25 protein-coding genes and 1 tRNA gene are annotated in these 22853 nt (G+C 54.2%); 11 read left to right on the plus strand and 15 right to left on the minus strand.

Annotated features, from left to right (window positions below; all coding sequences use genetic code 11):
• Window positions 1-67 precede the first annotated feature (67 nt).
• From IE105_RS07685 to IE105_RS07730, 10 genes are all read right to left on the minus strand, one after another.
• A complete protein-coding gene (locus IE105_RS07685; protein WP_189497105.1) occupies window positions 68-934 on the minus strand; it encodes an energy transducer TonB in 867 nt (288 codons plus the stop codon).
• 130 nt (window positions 935-1064) lie between these two features.
• Window positions 1065-2582: a tetratricopeptide repeat protein gene (locus tag IE105_RS07690; RefSeq protein ID WP_189497106.1), complete on the minus strand. Its 1518-nt coding sequence runs from the start codon at window positions 2580-2582 to the stop codon at window positions 1065-1067.
• Between the two features lie 186 nt (window positions 2583-2768).
• Window positions 2769-3392 carry an energy transducer TonB gene (locus IE105_RS07695; RefSeq protein WP_189497107.1) on the minus strand — a complete coding sequence of 208 codons (624 nt, stop codon included), beginning with the start codon at window positions 3390-3392 and terminating at the stop codon, window positions 2769-2771.
• A 15-nt stretch (window positions 3393-3407) separates the two neighbouring features.
• Entirely contained in the window at window positions 3408-3803 is a 396-nt protein-coding gene (locus IE105_RS07700; protein ID WP_189497108.1) for an ExbD/TolR family protein, read from the minus strand.
• A gap of 75 nt (window positions 3804-3878) precedes the next feature.
• The gene (locus tag IE105_RS07705) at window positions 3879-4298 is read right to left on the minus strand and encodes an ExbD/TolR family protein (RefSeq protein WP_189497109.1); all 420 of its coding nucleotides are present in this window, start codon (window positions 4296-4298) and stop codon (window positions 3879-3881) included.
• 11 nt (window positions 4299-4309) lie between these two features.
• Window positions 4310-4840: a MotA/TolQ/ExbB proton channel family protein gene (locus IE105_RS07710; protein ID WP_189497110.1), complete on the minus strand. Its 531-nt coding sequence runs from the start codon at window positions 4838-4840 to the stop codon at window positions 4310-4312.
• A gap of 103 nt (window positions 4841-4943) precedes the next feature.
• The gene (locus IE105_RS07715; protein WP_189497111.1) at window positions 4944-6329 is read right to left on the minus strand and encodes a MotA/TolQ/ExbB proton channel family protein; all 1386 of its coding nucleotides are present in this window, start codon (window positions 6327-6329) and stop codon (window positions 4944-4946) included.
• A 22-nt stretch (window positions 6330-6351) separates the two neighbouring features.
• Window positions 6352-7146 (minus strand): DUF3450 domain-containing protein, encoded by a 795-nt coding sequence (locus IE105_RS07720; RefSeq protein ID WP_189497112.1) that lies wholly within the window; start codon window positions 7144-7146, stop codon window positions 6352-6354.
• 50 nt (window positions 7147-7196) lie between these two features.
• Window positions 7197-8042 (minus strand): DUF3450 family protein, encoded by an 846-nt coding sequence (locus IE105_RS07725; protein ID WP_189497113.1) that lies wholly within the window; start codon window positions 8040-8042, stop codon window positions 7197-7199.
• 328 nt (window positions 8043-8370) lie between these two features.
• Window positions 8371-8445 (minus strand) — tRNA-Gln (locus tag IE105_RS07730).
• A 266-nt stretch (window positions 8446-8711) separates the two neighbouring features.
• Between IE105_RS07730 and sppA the strand changes: the two genes are divergently transcribed.
• The 3 genes from sppA to IE105_RS07745 all read left to right on the plus strand — a co-directional run bounded on the left by sppA (window position 8712) and on the right by IE105_RS07745 (window position 12212).
• Complete coding sequence (gene sppA / locus IE105_RS07735; protein ID WP_189497115.1) at window positions 8712-10517, plus strand: signal peptide peptidase SppA; 1806 nt, start codon at window positions 8712-8714, stop codon at window positions 10515-10517.
• 101 nt (window positions 10518-10618) lie between these two features.
• Window positions 10619-11167: a hypothetical protein gene (locus tag IE105_RS07740; protein WP_189497117.1), complete on the plus strand. Its 549-nt coding sequence runs from the start codon at window positions 10619-10621 to the stop codon at window positions 11165-11167.
• Window positions 11168-11303: 136 nt separating this feature from the next.
• Complete coding sequence (locus IE105_RS07745; RefSeq protein WP_189497119.1) at window positions 11304-12212, plus strand: MBL fold metallo-hydrolase; 909 nt, start codon at window positions 11304-11306, stop codon at window positions 12210-12212.
• Window positions 12213-12220: 8 nt separating this feature from the next.
• On the opposite strand, the gene IE105_RS07750 is transcribed toward IE105_RS07745, so the two are convergent.
• Window positions 12221-13105, minus strand: a complete 885-nt coding sequence (locus tag IE105_RS07750; protein ID WP_189497121.1) for a DUF1499 domain-containing protein — start codon at window positions 13103-13105, stop codon at window positions 12221-12223.
• 19 nt (window positions 13106-13124) lie between these two features.
• Window positions 13125-13781, minus strand: a complete 657-nt coding sequence (pdxH, locus tag IE105_RS07755; RefSeq protein WP_189497123.1) for a pyridoxamine 5'-phosphate oxidase — start codon at window positions 13779-13781, stop codon at window positions 13125-13127.
• Between the two features lie 135 nt (window positions 13782-13916).
• Between pdxH and IE105_RS07760 the strand changes: the two genes are divergently transcribed.
• Window positions 13917-14132: a DnaJ domain-containing protein gene (locus IE105_RS07760; protein WP_189497125.1), complete on the plus strand. Its 216-nt coding sequence runs from the start codon at window positions 13917-13919 to the stop codon at window positions 14130-14132.
• 79 nt (window positions 14133-14211) lie between these two features.
• Here the strand turns inward: IE105_RS07760 and IE105_RS07765 are convergent, their stop codons facing one another.
• On the minus strand, window positions 14212-14652 hold the full coding sequence (locus IE105_RS07765) for an OmpA family protein (RefSeq protein WP_189497127.1): 441 nt from the start codon (window positions 14650-14652) through the stop codon (window positions 14212-14214).
• A 135-nt stretch (window positions 14653-14787) separates the two neighbouring features.
• Here IE105_RS07765 and aroC point away from each other — a divergent pair, with 135 nt between their 5' ends.
• The 5 genes from aroC (at window position 14788) to IE105_RS15395 (ending at window position 19324) form a co-directional block, all read left to right on the plus strand.
• On the plus strand, window positions 14788-15867 hold the full coding sequence (gene aroC / locus IE105_RS07770) for a chorismate synthase (RefSeq protein WP_189497129.1): 1080 nt from the start codon (window positions 14788-14790) through the stop codon (window positions 15865-15867).
• The gene (locus IE105_RS07775) at window positions 15864-16967 is read left to right on the plus strand and encodes an alpha/beta hydrolase (protein ID WP_189497131.1); all 1104 of its coding nucleotides are present in this window, start codon (window positions 15864-15866) and stop codon (window positions 16965-16967) included. The genes aroC and IE105_RS07775 overlap by 4 nt, the downstream gene beginning before the upstream one ends.
• Complete coding sequence (locus IE105_RS07780) at window positions 16964-17473, plus strand: RDD family protein (protein ID WP_189497133.1); 510 nt, start codon at window positions 16964-16966, stop codon at window positions 17471-17473. Before IE105_RS07775 ends, IE105_RS07780 begins: the two co-directional genes overlap by 4 nt.
• Before the next feature lie 157 nt (window positions 17474-17630).
• Complete coding sequence (locus tag IE105_RS07785) at window positions 17631-18362, plus strand: YMGG-like glycine zipper-containing protein (RefSeq protein WP_189497135.1); 732 nt, start codon at window positions 17631-17633, stop codon at window positions 18360-18362.
• Between the two features lie 287 nt (window positions 18363-18649).
• Window positions 18650-19324 (plus strand): glycine zipper 2TM domain-containing protein, encoded by a 675-nt coding sequence (locus IE105_RS15395; RefSeq protein WP_233354046.1) that lies wholly within the window; start codon window positions 18650-18652, stop codon window positions 19322-19324.
• A 101-nt stretch (window positions 19325-19425) separates the two neighbouring features.
• Here IE105_RS15395 and IE105_RS07795 read toward each other — a convergent pair whose 3' ends face one another.
• A complete protein-coding gene (locus tag IE105_RS07795) occupies window positions 19426-20094 on the minus strand; it encodes a head GIN domain-containing protein (protein WP_189497137.1) in 669 nt (222 codons plus the stop codon).
• 65 nt (window positions 20095-20159) lie between these two features.
• Entirely contained in the window at window positions 20160-21503 is a 1344-nt protein-coding gene (locus IE105_RS07800; protein ID WP_189497305.1) for a dihydroorotase, read from the minus strand.
• Between the two features lie 150 nt (window positions 21504-21653).
• On the opposite strand from IE105_RS07800, the gene IE105_RS07805 reads away from it, so the two are divergent.
• The gene (locus IE105_RS07805; protein WP_189497139.1) at window positions 21654-22055 is read left to right on the plus strand and encodes a hypothetical protein; all 402 of its coding nucleotides are present in this window, start codon (window positions 21654-21656) and stop codon (window positions 22053-22055) included.
• A 76-nt stretch (window positions 22056-22131) separates the two neighbouring features.
• Entirely contained in the window at window positions 22132-22692 is a 561-nt protein-coding gene (locus IE105_RS07810) for a hypothetical protein (protein WP_189497141.1), read from the plus strand.
• The last annotated feature ends 161 nt before the right edge of the window (window positions 22693-22853 follow it).

A 22853-nucleotide genomic window follows, 5' to 3' on the forward strand; every position in this document is an offset into this window, starting at 1 on the left:
TAGCGCCCATTCTCGCTACTTCTCCCTCGCCCCATCGATCCTGATGATAAGTTTCAACGCGGACCGCTCACTCTGGAATTAAGACCCCGCGTTCGTCGGAGAGATTAAACCGGATCAAAGTGTTTAACCCCGTACGCGTCACGGGAAGACCGTTCTCTATCATCGGGCGATAGACCCATTTTTGCACAGACCGAATGGCCGCGGACTCGAACAAGGACTGGCTACAAATAGTCGTCCGCACATTATAGGGCGTTCCGTCCGAACTAATATCAAATGAGAGACGGCAATGCCCCGACCGGCTTGCCCGTGGTGGCATTGTCGGCGGCACTCTAACGAGGGGTGTGGGGTCTGAATCCGTCGGATGCAAAGGGATCTTAGTCGGTACAATATAGGGTTTCGGGTCAAAGATATCTTTCGGATTGCCGGGCGTATGAAACGGTTCGACGGGGCGGTCTGTCACCGGAACATCGACAACCGGAGGCGGCGGCGGAACTTCGATCCGATCTAATAATTTCGGTGGCGTTCGATCCGTGAGGAGTGGTAGATCATCGGGCGTTGCATTGATTTCAAACGCGGCCAGCTCAAGTCTATCCTGCGGTTCAAACTCATCAGCAATCAGCCCGACCATCACGCTCCACAGGCCCACCGTGACGATCCCGGCGCCAGCAAGAGACGACGCTCTCATGACGCTTCGTTGTAAAAATTCCGGGGTCGATTTGTGACTTAACGTCTTATGTCCGCCCAACTTGTCGGCGGGGTCTTGTTCCATGCCCGAAGGAACCTGCGCATCCAGGCCTGACTTTAGCCTAAGCTCTTTAGCCTTGAGAGACTTACCTATGGATGACTTAATCATAGACGGTTTATCCAAAATCGGGTTTCTCGTCCCCTTGGCCTCAGGCGTCCGGTTTTCAATACTCGGTTTCTCATGTTCCATAGGATGACCCTTATGTGTTATATAATAACATATCTCTACATCAAGGTCAAACTATCCAGTTTTGGAAGCAATTTTCGCGCATAAAAAAACCCAGCTCGAAGGCTGGGTTTTCTTAAATCTCTAACTCGAATTATTCCGTTGTTCGACGAACATATTTCTCATCATAGGCCGCTTTAAACTGGTTACAATTTTCATCGTCCAGCGCAAATTCACCGCCTGAGAAAGCCAAGTTGTCATACTCAAGTTTGATCTTGGAAAAGCAGAGCTCTTTCTCAACATTTTTCTCAAAGACGCACCGACGCTCAACCGCATTGCGTTCTTCGGAAACGAACTTCAGCCATTTTTTGGCATTCCGTGATTCCCGCGAACCCGCTGGCACTTTCTTGAACGCTTCAATGGCATTCGCGCGAATACGGGTGATAGGCGCCGCATCCATTTGCGCGTCAGTCATTGAACAATCGAGACGTTCTACGTTTTGTGTGGAGTCGTAAATACAGTTAGCAACCTGCATCCAAGATTTACCGGCATCATAACCACGGGCGATCGCTTTTCCAAACGAGTCTTCCGCTTTGTTACAATCCCCTTCGTTATAATAAGCTTCGCCAAGCGCCGCATAAAGCTTCGCGGAATTAGAAGACTGAGCCGCTTCTTCGAGGATAGGAATAGCTTTCTTATATTCCCGGGCCGTCCGATAATATTTGGACAGTTCTTCAAGGTTTTCCGGTGTCCGCTGAATACGACCTGTGCGCATTTCCCGCTCAAGGATCTGACCCGCTTGATACGGCATTTCATAATAAGAATAATACTGAATGATCTTCTTAATATCGTTCTCTTTCGTCATCGCGCCGCCCAAATAGAGCATCTTGTTGACTTCAAACGCATCCTCTTCACGACCACCATTGCCGAGCATAGAGGCCCAATTGTCCCAAAGCGTTCTATCTTCAGGCCATTTCTGGATCATCTGCTTGACGATATCGGCCTGTTTGCCTGGCATATTCAGGTTATTATATAGGAAGTTGAGCAGGTCGAAATGTTTGCGCTCTTTTGGGTTCGCACCATTAAACCATTTCTCAGCCCACGGGAGCGCCCGGCGGTAATCTTCGGCTTCAACCCAAGCCTGAACAAGCAATTCAACATAAGACGCTTTTTGTTGACCGCCTTCACGGAGATATTTTTCAAGCGCTTCAGCACCGGCGCGATACTGACCATTCACGATCATCAGCTGGGCGATAACAACTTTGATACCATCGACTTCATTAGGCAACATTCCGCCGGCGTTGATTGCGTTTTGGAACGCTTTCAAGGCACCCGCAGTGTTGTCCGTATCGTTATAGGCTTGGCCGAGCATCTGATAAATGGTCGACTTTTCGTAAGGATTAAGCGGATTGTCGGAGACCAACAAAGCGTTGAGTGTATTCAATGCGCCTTGCGGATTGTCTTCGTTGAGGAATTGCAACGCCTCATTGACCTTCTCACCGGCATCGGCGGAGAATTGACGCCCTTCGGCAGCCGCTTCTTCATCTTGCGCAAACGCAACATTCATAGAGGCCGGCGTCACGAGACCAATGGCAACAAAAGCGAGTAAGCTCGCCCCGGCCAGTTTCGCGGTGTGGAAAGTGAGTGTCGATGTCTTTAGACCATATGTCATAATCGTCTCCCGTAAACTGAACGAAGGGCCATCCGAACGATCCGACCGGAAAACGGCTTCGTAGGCCATATGTGATTGGCCGAATTGTTTGCCGACTTCGATGAAAGATCGAGGCCAATACGATGCGGGACGGTTACAGCCCCCCCCGCATCTTTAAGAATTATCCGTCAAAGACGGCACCCAATCCTATTCAGGCAGGATGTTGCCGCGCTCATCTGTCAGACGGAAGCGAATGATCGATTCCACACCGATACGACCAACAGGACGACCGTCTTGAATTTTCGGATTATATTTCCATTTTTGGACGGATTTAACAGTGGGTCGTGAGAAAAGAGACTGTGTGCAATATGTTGTTTCAACATCAAACGGTGCACCATCTGGGCTCACACTAAACCGGACTTTGCAGTGACCGGATTTCTCAGCACGAGGTGGCATAATCGGAGGAATTCGAACGAGCGGTTGCGCATCACGATCAGAGACGGTGATTTGGAACTGCGAACGATCAATTTCGGGCGCTTCAAACTCAGGGACAGCCCCTTCGAGTGATGAAATGGGCTCAGCTGGACGATCCGCTTTTTGACGCTCAATCTGAGGCGGCGGAGGCGGTGTTTCGATCTTTTTGATCTCAGTAATCGTCGTTTCGCGCTCAAGGATTTTGACATCCTCAACCTTCGGATTGATTTCGAATGAGTTGAGATCCAACTTATCTTCTGGTTTGAATTCTTCAGAGATGAGGCTCATCATTAGCACAAACAAGACGACCGTAACGATCGCTGCAGGGATGATCGCCAGCCAGCGTAAAAAGCCCATAATCTTAAGTCCTTCCTACTCGGTTCCGACGCGGGTGATGACACCCAAGTCTTGGAACAATTCTTGAACACCCATGACGGTTCCGACATCAGCGTTGCGATCCGCTTGAATAATTGCATTCGCTTTCGGTGTTTCGTCACGAAGCGACGTCAGGATTGGGCGAATTTCCTCAAGTTTATAAGGTTTCTTATCAATCCAAACATTTGAACTACTATCAACCGCAACAAGTATCGTCGGGTTCCAAGCTTGATCTGTCAGGGCTTCAGGCTTGATCGGCTCAAGACCGGGCGTCTTCACGAAGACGGATGTCACAATAAAGAAGATCAACAGAATAAAAACAACGTCGAGCATCGGCGTCATGTTGAGTTCTGTACCTTCGTCTGCGACGACTGTGCGGGAACGGCGTGCCATAATGTTACCTTATATCATTTCAAAGCGTGAATGCAAGCGTGTCGTGCAGTCGCAGTTATCTGCGACCGCAAAGGACTACGTTGCGCGTTCAACAACCTCAATTTTAGACGACATGCCACGACCATCAAGTCCGTCTTTAAGCTGGACCAGCACATTGTGCTTAGCGTCCGGATCAAAGCGAAGGATGACAGACGCACCGGGTTTGTCGGCGAGTTGCCGCTCAATCCGAGCCAGAACACCGCCACAGGTCGAACGAACACCATCAACAGAACATTGGTTATTCCCATCAACGTAAACGGTGATCGCCGGTGGAGGGTTCACGGGCGGTGGATCATCTTCTGGCGGAGGCGGTGGCTGCGTTAAATCAACCGCAGTTTCGTCCAGAAAGACAGCTGTCACGATAAAGAAGATGAGCATGATGAAGACGATGTCGAGCATCGGTGTCATATCGACATCGGCTTCGTCGTCATTACTACGGCGGCGGGCGCGTCTCATGAGCGAACCTCCTAAAGGGTAACTGTACGCTCGACGAGAAGCTCGTCAGCGAACTTAGCTGTTTCACGAGCACTCCAGCTCGGCAAAACAGTAGAGAAGTAGAGACCAGACAAAGCGGCCATCATACCGGCCATTGTCGGGATTGTGGCGCGGAAGACCCCACCCGCCATCAGGCGTGCAGAACTTGATCCGGAATAGGCCAGGACATCGAACACATCGATCATGCCTGTCACAGTTCCGAGAAGACCAAGTAGCGGCGCTAAAGCCACCAATGTCTTGATAATAGCCACGTTCGAAATCGTGCGTTCTTTGACCTGAGAGATCATTTCGTCACGAATGGCGAGCGCGCGCCATGACGAGCGATCCGTACGGGAATTCCACTCATCTCTCAGACGGCTTTTCATTGGCTTATGCGCAATGAGATAATAGGCGATCCGCTCGAGAATAAATGTCCACATAGCGAAGATAACAATCGCGATCGGGATAAGGACGGGACCGCCCTGTTGTAGGAAGCTCTGAAGGCCGCCGATAATGTTGCCCATTGGGTCGTCCTTTCGGGGTCAGCAAGTGGGAGGGGCATAGCAAAAGCCTGCCCTCACCCGAGAAACCGGGAGCCCGCGCGACCGTCGCGCGGGCAACCAGAGCTTAGATATTGGTGACAGGCACGCCGGCGCTACGTGCTTCCACGTGGCGAGCAACGATACCGGCGGACTGCTCTTCCAATGTGGACTGAACAGAGCGGGCCAGAGACGCGGCGAAGCTGTGGATGATCAAGAGCGGGATCGCCGCAATCAGACCCAACATCGTGGTCACAAGGGCCACCGAGATACCGCCAGCCATGAGCTGTGGATCACCGGCACCATAGATCATCATGGCTTGGAAGGTCTGGATCATACCGGTCACGGTACCGAGCAGGCCAAGCAGCGGTGCAATACCGGCGATCAGCTTGATGAAGTTCAAACCGAACTCCAATTTCGGGCTTTCCTTAAGGATAGCTTCGTCCAGCTTAAGCTCGACTGTGTCGGCGTCAGCATTGCGAGCGCCTTCATAAGCCAACATGACACGGCCCAAAGCATTGGACTTAGAGGGCTGCGACTTCCGCTTCTGACCGGCAACCGCGATGCGGACCAAGAACAGGCGGATAATCAGGAGCAGACCGAACAGACCTGTCAACGTACCTAGAACGATGATGATCATACCAATGATACCACCTTGTTTGGCACGTTCCCATGGACCAGGGCGCAGATCGAATGTTTTAAGCAATTCACCGCGTGTTGGATCGATTGGCGCATAAACCACCTCACCCGCACTAGCACTCAGTACACGACCAGCGGCAGATTGAATCGCACCACCGGGTTGTGCTGGCAGAAGCGAGAGGAGCGGCAGGCTTTCACCCGTCGACGCAGGCGGATTATACTGCAAGAAGCGACCTTCTGTATCGAAAGACACGAACGGACCGACACGTGTTACAGTTGTTTGACCGTCTGTCCCAGCAACCGCTGTGGTGAAGCTCTCAACTTCGCGCTGCTTACGAATTTCTTCCAGCATGGTCTGCCAGATCGCATTCAGATCGTTCGTTGATGGAAGCGCATCAGAATTAGCAACTCGCGCCAAAACTTCAGTCCGGTTTGGAAGCTGAGCTGTGATCAAGGAACGGTCCAAAGTCGATTTGAACTCACCCGCCATAGAGCGAGCCAGACCAAACACTTCACCAAACTCACCCTGAGCGAGCGTAAGCTCACCCTTGAGCTGATCGATTTGACGTTGGTTGCCAGTGAACGTTGCTTCAACACGGCGCGCTTGTGCTTCGAGTTGCGACAGCTCTGAACGAGCACGTTGCAATTCAGCCGTCTGTGTATTGGCATTCGCTTGGAATGAACTTACGCGGTCAGAGTTGACGCGTTGCTGTTCAGCAGCATCAGCACGAACTTGATTCAGGAGATCCTGAATAGAGGTGATCTGCCCAAACGCCGGAGCGGCGAGAAGAGCCGTTCCCGCCAGGGCGGCCATTGCGGATTTAAAGAACTTCATGGTCTTATCTTTCCCTATTGGATTAGTTGGCAGCCGTGACAGGCGCATAGATGACTTCAGGTGCTGCTTGTTCGCGAGCAACGCGGATTGTTTGACGGATTTGACCGATATCGACATCGTCGAGCGCGACCCAGCCTTTTGCGGCCATGTCATAACGCTTGGCCGAGTTGTCACGTTTATCAACGAAGATGAACGATGTCCGACCAAAGCGAATAAAGTCGACCACATTACCGGGCTCTTCAGGATGAACACCCTGATAGCTTTCTGTCGAATACCCGTAAGTTGCCTCAATCTTATAAGCATTGAGAACCTGACGATATTGCTCAGCCGGTGATACGGATGGATTTGCCAGTGCGTTTTGAACACGCGTGACACGCGCTAGGCGCTCCGTCACACGAAACGGCACATCGGCCTTAATCGCATCTTCCAAAGCGACGGTCATCCGCAGCATCATCGGGCTCATGCCCTGCTTGATCTGCTCAACTGTCCCAAGCTGGTTGCGAACCGAATTAATTTCGGACGCTTGGCTATCTAGGAAAATTTGCTGTTGCGCGACAAAGAGGCGCGTGTTGTCCAACTGTTGCAGCACGGCGCGATATTCGCGAACGGCTGAACCAGCGGCGTCGTCAGCTTCTTCAACCTGACGCTGCGCGGCAGCGGAAGCGGCCGTTGACTGGCGCGCGGCGGAAAGAGCGGTTTCAAGCTGGGCCTGAGCCGGCAGCGCCGTCGTCAGGGCCAGCGCCCCGGCGGCACAAGCGAGCCAAGCCCGCTTTGCGGTGGATGTGATCAGCATGGTTTCCTTCCAAGTCTGGTTCATGTCGTTAAATCCCGTAATTCTAATGTTTCGCGGCGAAAACTAGGCGAGGCCTAGCTGGCGTCGGCTCCGGCTTCACCAATACGAATTGGCGCCGTCATTGTCCCGATGGCACTTTCACCGCGAGCGATTCGCACATTCTGACGCAATCCCAACAGCTCTGAATTGGATAATTCATCCCACTGGCTTGTCGTCTGATTGTAACGATACCCTTCGGAACTATCCCGCTCGAGATAGAGCAAAGCGAGACGTCCAAAGTGGATGTAATTGCCATCGTAAAGCTGTTCTTCGAGATCTTCTATTTCAGCGCCATTCTCGAGAGCGATCTTCTGCTCTTTACTCAAGTCACAAGCGGGAGACTTAGCCTCAGCCAGACACGCCTTATAACGCTGTCCCTGACGATCGGCGATCGGGTTCAGACCCTGATAAGAACTGACTTGCAGACCATATCCGACTTCTTGACTGTAAAGCTGCATCGCGCGGCGATAAACATCAAAAACCGAAACCTCTTCCGCTTGCAAATCAGCGCGAAGGTCATCGAGCAATGCAAAGCGACGCTCAATGCGGAACGGTAAATCTGACACCATGACTTTTTCAATCTCGGCGACCATTTCGCGCACAAGCGGCAAAAGTTCGTCACTCGCCGACGACGCAGAGTTTCCTGCGATACGGGTCGAGAGCGATGCGATCTCTTCGTTCTGCTGCTGAATATAAAATTGGCGCTGAGCCAGATTTGTGCGGCGATCAGAAATTTCCTGAAGAACCAGTTTATACTGATCGACCGATGGGGCGGCCCCATCTTGAGCAAAAGCCGGGCCAGCCATAAGGCCGACACAAACGGCGACTCCCAAACAGGCAGCTTTGCTCAATGCAAATTGCCGGGTAGTTAGGCTTGGCACCACGCACGTCCTCCATATCGTTATTTGGCTTCTTGATGAGCCTTGTTTGGCGGTCGCCTACACGGACGACAGTCCTTTATCAATCACTACCTCCACAGGTATGCAACGGGTTTATTGAGCTTTTTCCACGAAAAGAAATATTTTTCTGTATTGTTTTCGTATCTGAAGCGTTTGCGGAGGCGTTTTCAAATCGTCGACGCGACGTTGCGCCACGTTTAAACTATGTCCGACGCGCCAAAAAGTTCCAAGTCAAACTTCAAAAGAATCACATAACGAATATGATGCCGGATATGACGTCAGTCTCTGGAAGGTCATCACGGCCCGGGGATGGCTGGGGTGGCTGGATTCGAACCAGCGGTACATGCTACCAAAAAGCATTGCCTTACCACTTGGCTACACCCCATCATCCCGAAACTTGAACGCCCTGAACTTTCGGACGTCCGTCTCTGGTGAGCGCGGCTTTTATGGGCCTGCCTTTGAAAAGGCAACGGCGAAAACAGACAGATTGCACAGGAAATTTCATAACTCTGTCTGACGGACACGTTGTCATGGAATCGCGCACCAACGTGAAACGCCTGCGCCGCAATGTCGGCCCCTCTTTAAATCTACATCGCGACATGCCACATATCGAAAAACGGTAAGTCCCAATCCAATTGAAAGTGAGGATCTGTGTCCGACTCCCCTCCCTATAGTTTCACGCCCAAGCGCTTAAGTGGGACAAAAGTCTTCTTTGTCACCATCCTCAGCGTGGTGATCGGAATGTTCTTATTCTTTTTCCTACTCATCATGCTGTTTGTCACGATTGGCGCACTTGCAAACGGATCGGACACAATCAGCGAGCCTATTGTGCTTGAAATTGATCTACGCACACCGTTGATTGATAGTCCTGTCGGACCGACTTTGTTCGGAGACAGTCCCAAGTCTGTTGTCGGGATTGTACAATCGTTGAACAGAGCCAAGACAGATGACCAGATCAAAGGCGTCTTCATCCGCGGTGAAACCGGCGGCATGGCCCCGGCGAGCTCTGAGGAATTACGTTTGGCGTTGATCGACTTCCGCACCTCCGGCAAGTTTGTCATTACACATGCACAAGGCCTGAACAGCACATCCGTCATTCCCTACCAAGCGATTAGCGCCTCGGATGAGATCTGGCTGCAAGCCAGCACGTCCGTTTCAACAGCAGGGATGTATTCACAGGCTGAATTTTTTGGCGGCGTGATGGAGAAGGTTGGCGCCCAACCTGAATTCATTCGGCACGGGGCCTATAAGAATGCCGTCAACAGCTACACTGAAGAAGGCTTCACACCGGAACACCGCGAAGCCATGACGAGCATGCTAACGTCCTTGTTTGATAATGCTGTCGACAATATCGCGACAGATCGTGAGCTCTCGCGTGACGATGTTTTAGCTCTGCTGAATACCGCGCCTCACTCAGCCCGCGATGCCGTGGACGCCGGGTTGGTCGATACATTGGGCTATTTTGAAGATGCCCGAAAATATGCGGCCGAAAAAGCCGGTGATGAAGATACAGTCTTTAAGCCGATTGCCGAGTACAAACCCAAGAGTAATTTCGGCAAACCCGTCATTGCATTGATTGAAGGCCAAGGCGCGATCATGTCAGGACAGAGCGGCGGGGACGGCATTTTCAATTCCGCGACGAACATAGGCAGCGAAACAATGGCGGCCGGGCTCGATGCCGCGCTGAAAGACGATAAGGTCAAAGCCGTGATTTTGCGCGTCAGCTCGGGCGGTGGTTCAGCGGCCGCGTCTGATCAAATCATGGCCGCCGTCAAACGCGTCCAAGACGCAGACAAGCCTGTCATTATAAGTATGGGTCAATATGCAGCCAGCGGAGGCTACTATTTCGCCGCGCCGGCCGATCATATTGTCGCTATGCCACAGACGATTACTGGGTCGATCGGCGTGTTTGGAGGCAAGATTGCTTTTGAGAACACCTTCGCCAAGGTTGGCTATAATCTGGACTCCATCCGAATCGGTGGTGACTTTGCCGGTGTCTATAATATTGACGAACCGTTCACCGACACACAACGCGCCAGCTATCAACGCGAGATGGACAAAATCTACGATGATTTTGTCGGGATTGTCGCAGAAGGCCGCAACATGAGCCGCGAGGCCGTGATTGCGGTTGCAGAAGGCCGGGTCTGGACTGGCGAACAAGCCTTGGAACGTGGTTTGGTTGACGAGCTCGGCGGATTTGAAACCGCTCTGCGTGCGGCGAAACGTTTTGCAGAGCTTGATGAAGACGCCGCCGTTCGCGTGAAACGCTTCCCACACCCTAAATCCCGTGAAGAGCTGTTCAACGATTTGCTCTCGGGGACAGCGAGCACAGGTCGCGATTTGGAACGGCTTGGCGCCTTGATGAATATGCCAGAAGTACAAGCCGCCATACGCATGCGTGAGCAAGCCATGGCGGCAGGCAATGAGCTCAACGCGCAATTACCAACGGTAAGATAAGTTATTCAATTGCTATTGGATGCGCTTTTGAGCTTTATCGTTTCATTGCACGCGGATTGTTCCGCTGAACATGTTAGAATGTCTCTTAGAGGGATTATAAAATGAAGCCTGAAACTATGACGACCCGCCGGGGGTTAAACCGTCCGGCCAAGGTTTTTCTCGGGCTCTTGCTAGGCGCAAACTTGTGCGCCCCCGCTGCCGCGCAAACCACAAGCGCGGAGTCTATCAGCAATAGAGTGCTGCATTGCAGTCAAACGGCTGATTCGGAGCAGCGGTTGACATGCTACGACACGCTCGCGGCAACGATCACGACGTCGAAAGATGATTTTGGGGCGCGCGTCGATCTGCCGGACGCTCTCCATGCTCCCTCAATAGCGCCGCCGGTCGCGTCCACTCCGCGAGCGCAAGAAAAGACCGCAAAAAAAATCAACGTCGAATTGGTTAGAACTGAGCAGTTTGGCTCAGGCCGAACACGTTTCTTCCTCGCAAATGATCAAGTTTGGGAGCAGTCGGAAGGTGGCTCTGTGCATATCCCGAACGAACGGGATGGTCGGCGCAACTCTGTCGCGATCCGCAGAGGCTTGATGGGAACTTACCTGCTTCGCGTAAATGGCAAGGGTCGCTCTGTTCGCGTTAAACGCATCCAATAGGCGCAACAGCAACCGCTTGCCCAATAATGGCTAACGCCTGATAAGTTACATCCTATCACCCTGTAGACCGCCCGTCGCTTCTGTGACGAGCGCGACACCGACCCCGCGTCACACTTTTGCCCAGACCACAATATTTATGGCCATTCCTTACGTTCGAAATTTCACCTTTGAGTACGGCGTCGCCGAACGGCTTAGCCCCTTAATTACCCGCGTAATCGCCGATAACCCCGGCCCGTTCACTTATACGGGAACCGGTGTCTATATCATCGGCGCCGGCCCATCGGTCTGTGTCATTGACCCCGGCCCGATCACGGACAAACATGTCGCGGCATTGGATCAGGCGCTTGAAGGCAAGACGGTCAGTCATGTCCTCGTCACGCACCATCATATGGACCACAGCCCCCTCGCCGCGCCTTTAGCGGCCAAGCATGGCTGTCTCGTTTACGGCCTTGGCCTACCGTCAGTTCCGCATGAAGACGACGAAACGCCGTTAGAAGCAGGCGATGATTTGACGTTTAAACCCGATGTTGAAATCCGCGACGGCCATCGTTTTGAAGGCCCCGACTGGACCATCAACACACTGCATACGCCGGGCCACACATCCAACCACCTGTGCTTTGCGCTTGAGGAAGAAAACTGCTTGTTCTCTGGCGATCATATTATGGGCTGGTCAACCTCGGTCATATCGCCGCCGGATGGCGACATGGGAGATTATCTCGCCTCCCTAAACCGCGTGTTAGATCAGGATTTTGACATCATCCGCCCGACCCACGGCGCGGCAATCACAGACGTCCGAACATTTGTTCAAGCCTATATTGATCACCGCATGGCGCGCGACGCGCAGATCATTGACGCGATTGGGTCGGGTTTGGGTCAAATCAGCGATATTGTCGCATCGCTCTATAAAGACGTCGACAAACGCTTGCATCCCGCCGCCGCCCATAGTGTTCTGTCGCACATTATTTATATGCGACAGACGGGCCGAGTGCGCTGTGATGGGCCGGACGGCTTACGCCAGACCTACAGTCTCACTCAACGCCCTTAAGGGCGTTCCTACTCGGCAAGTTGTTCGAGAAACGCTTCGATTCGCGCCGCATTGGCCCCGATATCAGATCCGCCAACACGGCTGATCGAACGGACATCGACACGCGTGCCGTCGCCTTGGGCCGGACGCAAACGGATCGAGACATCGTCTTTAAAGCCATACCAAAATGTCGTGTCCGTCGCGTCAATACGTCCGGTCGCGGCATCCGTTTCCTTGATCGCCCAGCCCATATCGCGGGCGACTTGCTCGGCACGACCAAAGGCGACGTCAGGGGACTCGTTTAACACGAGCGTCCGAATTTGTGGGTAGGCTTGTGTCTGCAAGGCGGAAACCAGTTTCATAACCGGTTTACCGTCCGCATCCTTGGTCTTTGTCGTCGCGCGCTTGCCGGCATAATCAACCGTGTTCACGCCCGGCAAGGCCGCGCGTTCGGCCATAATGACCGTGCCAAACGTCGGTGGGTCTTGAGTGTCAGTTGTGACATCATGAATGAACGGCAGGCTGGCGACCTTGGCCTGCGTGGCACGAATATTGACGAAAGCCGCGACCGGGATAATGATGGCGATCACTGCAATCACGATCCCTTTGCGGGGCTTTATGAGCAGCGCAAGTAAGAGCGCGAACACTCCAACGACCAGCGTGATGATCATAAGCAATGGGGCGATTTTAAACGTCAACATGCCAAGGCCAAACTGCCAAGACCAAAGTCCGATTTTTGTGCCCAAAGCGGCCAGTATAAAGAGAAGCGGCGACGCAATCGCGAGCCCTAATGCAATCCGCAGCACCCAACGCCGGAATTTTTGACGCTTAGAGACGGACGAGCCTTGGTCCAACATTTTGGGGGCCGGTGTCTCTGTTACAACAGGGGGATGGTTCGGTGTTGGGTCGGTCATACGTAATCCTTAGACAGGTTTAGGGGTAAAGACGAGTCTTCTCCCAGCCCGATTGTGTGCGGGTGAAGAGAATCCTGTCATGCAGGCGGAATGCCCCGTCCTGCCAAAATTCGATCTGATCTGGGACCACGCGGTAGCCATACCAATGCGGCGGACGCGGCACGTCTTTCCCGTCAAAGCGCGTTTCAGTTTGGGTCATTGACGCGATGAGTTCATCACGATCGGTCGCGGGCGCTGATTGGGTCGAGGCCCACGCCGAGAGACGCGACCCGCGCGCACGGTTCTGGAAATAGGCGTCTGACCCCGCCTCCCCGACCTCAACGACAGCGCCCCGAACCCGCACTTGGCGACGCTGACTTTTCCAATGAAAGCAAAGCGCAGCGCGTGGGCAATCGCCCAATTGCTTGCCCTTGGCAGAGCGAGAGTTCGTGTAAAAGGCAAACCCGGCCTCCGAAAGCCCTTTGAGTAGGACAATACGAACATCGGGCTGTCCTGCGCCATCAACGGTTGCGAGCGACATGGCATTCGGATCGTTAGGCTCGCTCTGGCCCGCCTGCGCTAACCAGTCATCAAACAGAACCATAGGGTCGGCGGCCTCAATCCAGCTTAAGTCGCGCTCGGTTGCGTCTGTGAGATAGTCCGTCGCTGTCGGCGAACCGGGAATCGAGTCGGTCATCTCCAAATCCTTGTAAAAATTAGCATAGAAAGATCGCGTTAACGACGTTCGTTAGGACGGCGTTGACTCTCTTCCGTCAAGTTCAGGTCTCATTAATCACATTACGTCGCAATGACCAAAAAGGACGGCCCCTTCATGACACGCCAGAAAGCGCTTCTCATCCTCGGCTGTCCCATGAATGCCCGCGAAGCCGATATTCGCTCGGCATGGCGGAAGAAGGCGAAATTCTTTCACCCTGACAGCCCCTACTCTAATATTGGCGCGTTCATGCAGGCCAAAAATGCGTTTGAAACGCTAATCCCGCCTGCGCCGCAATCCGTCCGCGTCCGCGCAGGCGGGCGTCGGTTCTAAATTTGTCACGTTCACGATTACCCAATGAAAAAGCGGGCCAAAGCCCGCTTTTTACATTCTAGTCTGTAACGGCTGACACCTATTTCATTGTCGGCAGCAATGTCAGAACAGCCCGTCGTTCGAAAGCATCCGGCTCTTCATCATCTAAAATTGTCCGCTCACCCATAGGCACAATGTTCACACGGTCCGCTGTCACGCCGCGATCGTTGAGTTCTTCCAGAACCATATTGGCCCGTCGCTCAGACAGATCTAAGTTAGACGCGCTGGCGCCAACACTATCGGCGTAGCCAACAACTTCGATTTGGAACAGATCGCAACCGTCATAGGCTTTGGACACCATATCGAGGGTTGCATCCGCATCCTTATCAAGCGTGGCTGAGCCTGTGTTGAAGAACACAGCCATCGCTTGCGCTTCGCAATTGGCGTTCGTCACAATTGTTTCTTGAGGTCGATCCATCGACGCACACGCCGAGAGGCTGACCCCCAAAGCGAGGGTGGAAAGTGTTGCAAATTTACGCATAAGAAAGTCTCCTTTTAAATTATTGTCTGCCTAAACAACAGGCCGCCCCGCGGATGGTTCCCTTTTGGTGATCCGGTATGCGGTGAGAAAACTGAGAGTTGGACCTTGGCAATCGGGACCGCTAAGCTCCGTCTTATGTCTTTCAATTCATTTGGCCGCCTGTTCCGCGTTACCACCTGGGGGGAATCCCATGGGCCCGCGATTGGCTGCGTGGTTGATGGGTGCCCGCCGCGGATCCCGCTGTCTGAATCCGACATTCAGCCTTTCATGGATGCGCGCCGCCCCGGCACCTCGCGCTTCGTCACCCAACGCAAAGAACCCGATCAGGTTCGCATTCTGTCTGGCGTGTTCGACGGCCTGACAACCGGCACACCGATCAGCTTAATGATCGAGAATACGGACCAACGGTCCAAGGATTATTCAGAGATAAAAGACCGCTACCGCCCCGGCCACGCGGATTACACCTATGATGCCAAATATGGTCACCGCGATTATCGCGGCGGCGGACGCAGTAGTGCGCGCGAAACAGCTTGCCGCGTGGCCGCCGGGGCCGTCGCACGCAAGATTATTGACGGTGTCACCATTCGCGGTGCGGTCATCTCTATCGGCGATCAAGATATTGACCGAGCCCGTTGGGATTGGGACACAACGTCGAACAACCCGTTCTGGTGTCCTGACCCTGTCGCCGCCCAACGGTGGGAAGCATACCTCGATATGATTCGTAAATCCGGCAACTCAGTCGGCGCCATCGCCGAAGTCCATGCCGACGGCGTCCCCGTGGGCTGGGGCTCCCCTGTCTACGCCAAGCTCGATACAGAGATCGCGGCAGGCCTGATGAGCATTAATGCGGTCAAAGGGGTCGAAATCGGAGACGGCTTTAAAGCCGGTCGATCCAAAGGCACAGATAACGCTGACGAAATGCGATTGGGTCCGAATGGCGAAATCGAATTTTTGGCCAATCATAGTGGCGGCGTCCTTGGCGGAATTAGTAATGGCAACACCATTACCGCTCGCCTTGCGATCAAACCGACCTCGTCCATGCTCACACCGACCAAATCCGTGAATGCGCGCGGCGAAGAAGTCGACGTCGTCACCAAAGGCCGTCACGACCCGTGCGTCGGCATCCGCGCCGTCCCCGTCGCCGAAGCCATGCTCGCCTGCGCCCTCGCCGACGCTTTTCTCATGCACCGCGCTCAGATTGGAACGCCCGAATGATCCCTATTATCCTTGGAAGTGCCGCCCTTCTCGGCGGGGCCGCTTATGTGGCACGCCGTCGTTTGTCCGGGCCGTCTTTAAAGAAACATGACAGTCAACCGCCGCTTTTCCGAGACTGCGATCCGAACAGCGAGGGGGTGACGAAGGTCAATGCCTATCTGGTCGAGAACTTTATCAAGCCCGCCGCAGAGGCCGGGACGAAATTAGGCGCAACAGTTGGATGGGAGGACAAGCGCGAACGGTTTGAAGAAGCCGGACTAGCCCGAACGGACCTGAAAGCCGAATATCGGGATGATTGGATTGAAGTCGAAGGCCGTAAGATCCACGGACGTTGGACCTTAGTCGACGGCCATGATCCAGATCGCCGTATCCTTTATTATCACGGCGGCGCGTTTACCGTAGGCTCGGACGTCTCGCACCGCCCCGCGACGGTGAACCTCGCCAAGCGCACAGGCTGCGCTGTGTTCGCGCCCAATTACCGGCTAATGCCGGAAAACAAGCGGCGCGATACGATTTCCGATGCCCGTGCGGCTTACCACTGGATTTTGGACAATGGGCCGGACGGCGAAGCGCCCGTTAAAGCGCTCGGCGTGGCCGGGGATAGTGCGGGCGGAAACCTGACCCTGATGATCAGTAATTATGCGCGCGATAATGGATTGCGCCAAGCCGACGCGATTTACGCGCTGTCACCGAGCACAGACAGCACGGCGGCGTCGCCAACGTTCAAACAGAACTTAGAGACCGACCTGATGCTGCAACCGCTGCTGCGGCCTATGATCAAAATTCCGCGCTCTCTCTTGCTGTTGGGCATGCGCAAATCCATCGCGATGAACCCGTCCCATACCGATGTCAGCCCGATCTTTGCCGATCTATCGAACCTGCCGCCAACACTGGTGCAAGCCAGCTCGACCGAAATGCTCTATGGTGACGCGGTGCGTTACGTGAACAAAGCGACGGCGGCGGGCACGGACGCGACGCTCCAAGCCTGGTCGCACATGCCGCATGTGTTCCAGATCTTTGATGACGTGCTGCCCGAAGCGCATGACGCGTTGGATGAGGCGGCGGCCTTCTTCCGAAAGCATGGTGTCGCCAAGCCGTGAAGGCTTCAGAACGCCGATTATTGGCGTTCTTCGGTGACTATGTTGCGGTCAACATTGCTTTCTACCTGATGGTCGGATTAGCAATCCGGCTCATTACCTCTGCCCTTGAAATGCCTGTTGCAGAAATGGAAAACCTTATTACCGACGTTCAGGAAGGGGCCGCATTATTCTTCGTCTGTCTGTATTTCACAGTTTCCGAAATAAGAAACGGGTCAACGTCTTTTAAAGATCTTTTCGGCTTGCACGTGAGCGGCACATCGCAACAAATCATCAAACGCAATATGCTAAAGTTTCTTCCGGTTTGGATATCTCTCCTCGGCAACATTATTTCAGATGATACGTGTTTAAAATGGCTCGAAATCGGTGGAACTGTGATGGTTATTGCCGGATCCTGTCTTGGCTTATACTATCTCTCATCTGTCTTTTACGGTCCCAAGGGCACCCTTTACGATCGCCTGAGTGGCACCGTCGTTACTTACCACCCGACAATGGATAGAGGTTTCTGACCACATGTCAGGAACCACCATCAATCTTAATTCTCATTAACCGTAATCTAAACCGCGCATGAACGCGCGGCTCAGAGAGGCTTCAAGCGGCTTCGCCTAGAGACATCTTCATCGGCCCGGGAATCATCCCAGTCTGAGCAAACCAGGAGATGTTTCCATGAAACAGTTTACAAAATCCCTGGCTGTCGCTTCCGTGGCCGCAGCCGCCTTCGCTTTACCGGCCACAGCGTCCGCCAGCGACTACCGCAAATGTAAAGACACCCAAGCCGCCATTGCGGGCGGGTTGATTGGCGGTTCGCTCGGCACGGTCCTTGGCGAAGAAATCGCCGGTCGTAATGACAAAACTGAAGGTGCCATTGCCGGTGCCCTAATCGGCGGCATCATCGGTGCCGCGATCGGTGACGGCGCGAGCGATTGCGAAAAAGATGATCGCACATACCGCAATAACCGCGTGATTAGCACGGCTCACACGCCGACCTATCAGACCGCACAATATCACGGACGTCAGAACAATACGCGCGGCTATCAGCAGAACCAACGCGGTTACAATAATCGCGGGCAAAACAATCGCGGCTATAATGATCGCGGATACGGAAATCAGCGGGGCTACAATGCCCAGCAGCATGACCAAGATTTGCGCCAAATTGATCGCCGTATGAGCCGACTTCGCGCCGAGCGTGACGATCTCAAACGCGCCCAGCGCTATCAACATGGTCGCCGCGGCATTCAACGTCGACTAAATGAGATCAGCTATCAGCTTGATGCGTTGAAAGATGAACGTCGCCAGGTGAAGCGGGCGTGGGATAATCGTCGCCAACCCCGCGGTCATCAAACGCAGACCCGTCGCGGCCACTATCATGGTCAGACCGTCTGTTACTCAGACCACTAACCCTATTCGGGTCAGCGGGCGCGTCCGTCCCATTTGTCGCGTCTGCTGATTACGAAGGAACCCCGGTCCATGGACCGGGGTTTTTTTATGATCGACCGCCCTCAATTTCGTCTGGGATTTTTGTCGGTATGGGCCGAAGACGCCCGATCTTAATCTTAGGTTCAGGCTTTATTCACTTTCGGTCCGCTTAAGGAACTCTTCGCTGTGTTAACCATTGGTTAAGATGAGAACCCACCGAAAGGGGCCAAGGGACGGGCACCTTTGCAATCGCAAAAGGACAACGACCCATGATCAAATATATCGCAACGGCCGCCGCTGCTGTCGGCGCTTTGGCATTTGCCCCGCTTTCGGCGCAAGCGCACAATACGAACTATCAACATTACCACCAGAACCAAACGTCCAATAATAACAATCAGGTCGTTGGCGGCTTGGTTGGGGCGGGTCTCGGCGCTGTCATCGGCAGCCAAGTCTCTGGCCGTGGCGCGCGGACCGAAGGCTCCGTCATTGGCGCCGTCGTCGGGGGGCTCGCCGGTGCCGCGATTGCGGGTAATGGCAATCAAAACCGCACCTATTATCAACAACCGCGAACGCGCCATTATAATACGGGTACGACGTACTACCAGCAGCCGCGCACTCATTACCAACAGCCGCGGACTTACACGCAGCCTCGCACACACTACCAACAGCCGCGGACCTATTATCAGCCGCAGTCACATTATCAGCAACCGCGGACGCATTACCAACAGCCCCGGACCTATCAACAGCCGCGGACGCATTACCAGCAGCCGCGCGTTATCCATCAGCAACCGACATACCGGACCTACACGCCGTCTCGTCCGGGCGTCACGATCAGCGTCGGCAATGGCGGACATTATGGTCAGACCCATCGTCCGACTTACCGCCCTCAGCGACAACGTCGCAGTCACTATCACGGCCAGACAATTTGTTACGGCACTCACTAGGGTCCGTAAAAGCCATCTGAAACATTAAAAAAGGCCCGGTCATTGCCGGGCCTTTTCTATGTCGAGTTCACTTTAATTTGGCGCGCTTAGACGGGCCCCGCTTAGCGTATTTTGACCTTGGACATAAAGCCGTCGTCAATGTCGCGGTGTTCAGGATCGCCGTAAACTTCAATACTGCCCAGTCCGCCAGCACTCGCATCAATGCGATTCGCTGCATAGACGGACAGTGTTCCGACACCGCCCAAGTCGGCGTCAACATCATCGCATTTCAGTGCCTCCGCATCGACTTCGCCAACGCCTGCCATGTCTATGTCCAGATGATCACACGTTCCGCTCAACGTGAGTTCTGAGACACCGGCGATATCAATATCAATATTCCCGCCCGTAAAAGCCGAAATCGTCCCGGTGGCAACGCCGGCGACTTCGAGGTCAATCAGGCGCGGCATCGTAATGATGGCGCGCACGCCATTGGAGTTATTGTTTTTAGTCCAACGCTTACTTTTGGATTTTTTCATCCCTAAGCTCAATGTCCGGCCTTTAAGCGTCACATCTTGCCATTTGGCGTCTTCTTCTGTCGCTTCTGTGCGAATGGAGAATGTGTCCCCTTCGCGGACGTCGAGCAAATAAACGCCTTCGATTGTAATTGAGTCAAAACCCGCAAAGTCATAATCCGATATGACATCGCGGTCGGCGTGTTTGGAATCGTGGGCATGGGCCGATCCGGCCATGAGCAAAGCGACGGTAGCACCCGCAGCGAGTAAATGTTTCATAATCGTCTCCTTATCGAAAAACGATATATCACGACAGATGTCGTGTCAATCTACTCGTCGATATTTTAGAGGCTTTCCGCAAAGTGGTAAGGTTTGCCCTGTGCCTCGCCGATGATCTCACCATTCTGCATCACAATGCGTCCATCGATGATCGTATGCGTCGGCCAGCCCTGAACTTCGCGCCCGTCATAAGGCGTCCAACCCGAGACATTGACCTGATCCGCGTCATGAATAGTCCGGGTTTCTTTCATATCGACGATGGTGATGTCGGCGTCGTAGCCGGCCGCCAAGCGACCTTTCCCGACAACGCCCCAAACCCGGTTAACCCCGTGACTGGTCAAATCGACGAAGCGTTCCAACGATAACGCGCCTTTATTCACCCAATCCAACATCAGCGGCACGAAGGTCTGGACCCCTGGCATGCCGGACGGGCTGGCCGGATAAGGCATCGATTTTTCTTCGAGCGTATGCGGCGCGTGGTCCGTGCCCATCACATCAAATGTGCCATTTCGCACGCCTTCCCACAGGCCCATCGCGTTTTCATAATCGCGGATCGGCGGGTTTTGCTGCACCCGGCCTTCGAGCTTTTCGTAAGCCTCCGGCCCGTAAATCGAGAGGTGGTTGGGCAAAATTTCGCAGGTCACTAAATCTTTATTGGCCGCCAGTATCGGCACTTCTTCGGCGGTTGAGATATGCAGCACGTGAATGCGCTTCTTCGCTTCGCGCGCCATGCGGATGAGGCGTTCCGTGGACATAATCGCCGATTGCTTGTCCCGGACGTCCGTATGCGAGGTCCAGTCCCCATCGCGCGCTAAATGCCGCCGTTCGGCCATGCGCGCTTCGTCCTCGCTATGGAAACTGGCGCGACGATTGATCGAATTGAGCACACGGCGCAGACCCTCATCATCTGCGATTAGCAAATCACCCGTGGACGCGCCCATGAAAACTTTGACGCCGCAGCATCCCGGCAAACGTTCCAACTCATGCAAATGGTCGGCATTGGCGTGGGTACCGCCGACATAAAATGCGTGGTTACAAAACATCCCCCCGTGATCAACTTTGCCTGCGGCGCGGTCGAGTTTGTCTTGGAGCATCGATGCCGTCGAGGTCGTAGGATTGGTGTTGGGCATTTCGAACACGCCCGTCACCCCGCCGAGGACCGCGCCCATAGAGCCTGAGCGTAAGTTTTCCTTATGCGTCGGTCCGGGTTCACGAAAATGGACTTGGCTATCGATCACGCCGGGCAGAACATGCAGTCCCGTCGCATTGACCACCTCGCCGGCGCTGGCTTGGGATAAATCCCCAATGGCAACAATCTTACCGCCCCGAACCCCGACATCGGTGCGCGCCTGCCCAGATTGGTTCACGACCGTGCCACCACGGATAAGGAGATCGAATGTTTGTGTCATATCTCCATCATACCAAAGCGCGGATGCGGTTACTAGGGAGCGCAAAGCGTTTGGCAGAACTGAGCCCCCCGACAAGCGACAACGACCCCCGTCCAGCGATGTGCAATTTGTCACGCCTGTCACGCCCGCGATTTCGGCGTATAAAGACATATGAGCCCCGAAGCTGTCTCCCGTCGCTGGCTGTCGTTACGCTGCTGGTTGATCCGCACCGTCTGTCCGGCGGCCATCGCCTTGATCGTGGTGCTCGGCTTATTGCGCGCCCTCGGCCCCAGCGAGACGACCCTTGATCATACGGCCGTGATGGTCGGGTTTGCGGCGCTTTATTTCACCCTGTTTCGCGGCGGGCATATGCTGATGATCCGCAGTCTTCATTCTGAGATGATGAAAAATCATCCCGACGCATACCGTGGAAAACTCGCGCGGATGACGCAAGGGGATTTGCGGCGGAGAAATCTGGGCTTTACGCTGGCGCGGGTGAAGCGGGATATATTGGTTGAGGCGCGCGACGCGGACACACGCAAGCGCGACCAGCTGTTTAATCGCAAGAAGTAAGCGCGGCCCACTGGGCCCGCCCCTTCCACTTCACGCGCACTTTGACCAAACTGCACGTCTGTGGCAGCGGGTCAACATGCCAGAGATCATACCCCACGACCCCAGCACAGCCGATGATTGGGCTCACATTCAATCCCTGTTCCCTCGCTCTGGCGGACGGCGCATCTTAAAGTGGGCCAGCGGTGTGAGCCCGAGGTTGGGACGACTTCGCCTCGCGCGCCTATTGGCGCTTCCCGCTGCGGGGCCGCTCGCCGCGCTTTTGGACCAACGGACATCAGGGCGTGTCAAAGCGCTCCGCACCTCTGCCGCGATCAATATGGAGCAAGCCGCAGCCGCCATGCGCATGACCATCATCGTCAACGTCTCAACCCCGATCATTATTGTGACGATCCTCAGCCAGATTTCATCCGGACAGCTTTGGAATAATTTATGGTCAACCTACTCAGATGAACCCTATGGATGGCTCGCTATCGCCGCCCCAACAATCGTCGCTCTTTCCTGTCTCATCATTATTTTAGCTATCGGCGCCACGCGTTTGGGCCAAGCGCGGGACATTCGACACCTGATCGACTTATTCGCGGCTGATCGAGGGATATACTTCGGGTTGGACGATACGGACTCACTTCACAGTCAATAGCGCGGCCGCCATCAAGCGCTGTCGCCGCGCTTGCCATTTGCGCCGTGGATCGTTAACCCGCCCCCATGTTGATCGTTCGAATTACCACCCCGATACGCGCCCGCTAGCCCGGCCCGTATCGATGATTTTCGGCCCCATCGACCTTCCAGACCCAAAGACAT

This window comes from Algimonas arctica (genome assembly GCF_014652695.1).
GTDB lineage: Bacteria > Pseudomonadota > Alphaproteobacteria > Caulobacterales > Maricaulaceae > Litorimonas > Litorimonas arctica.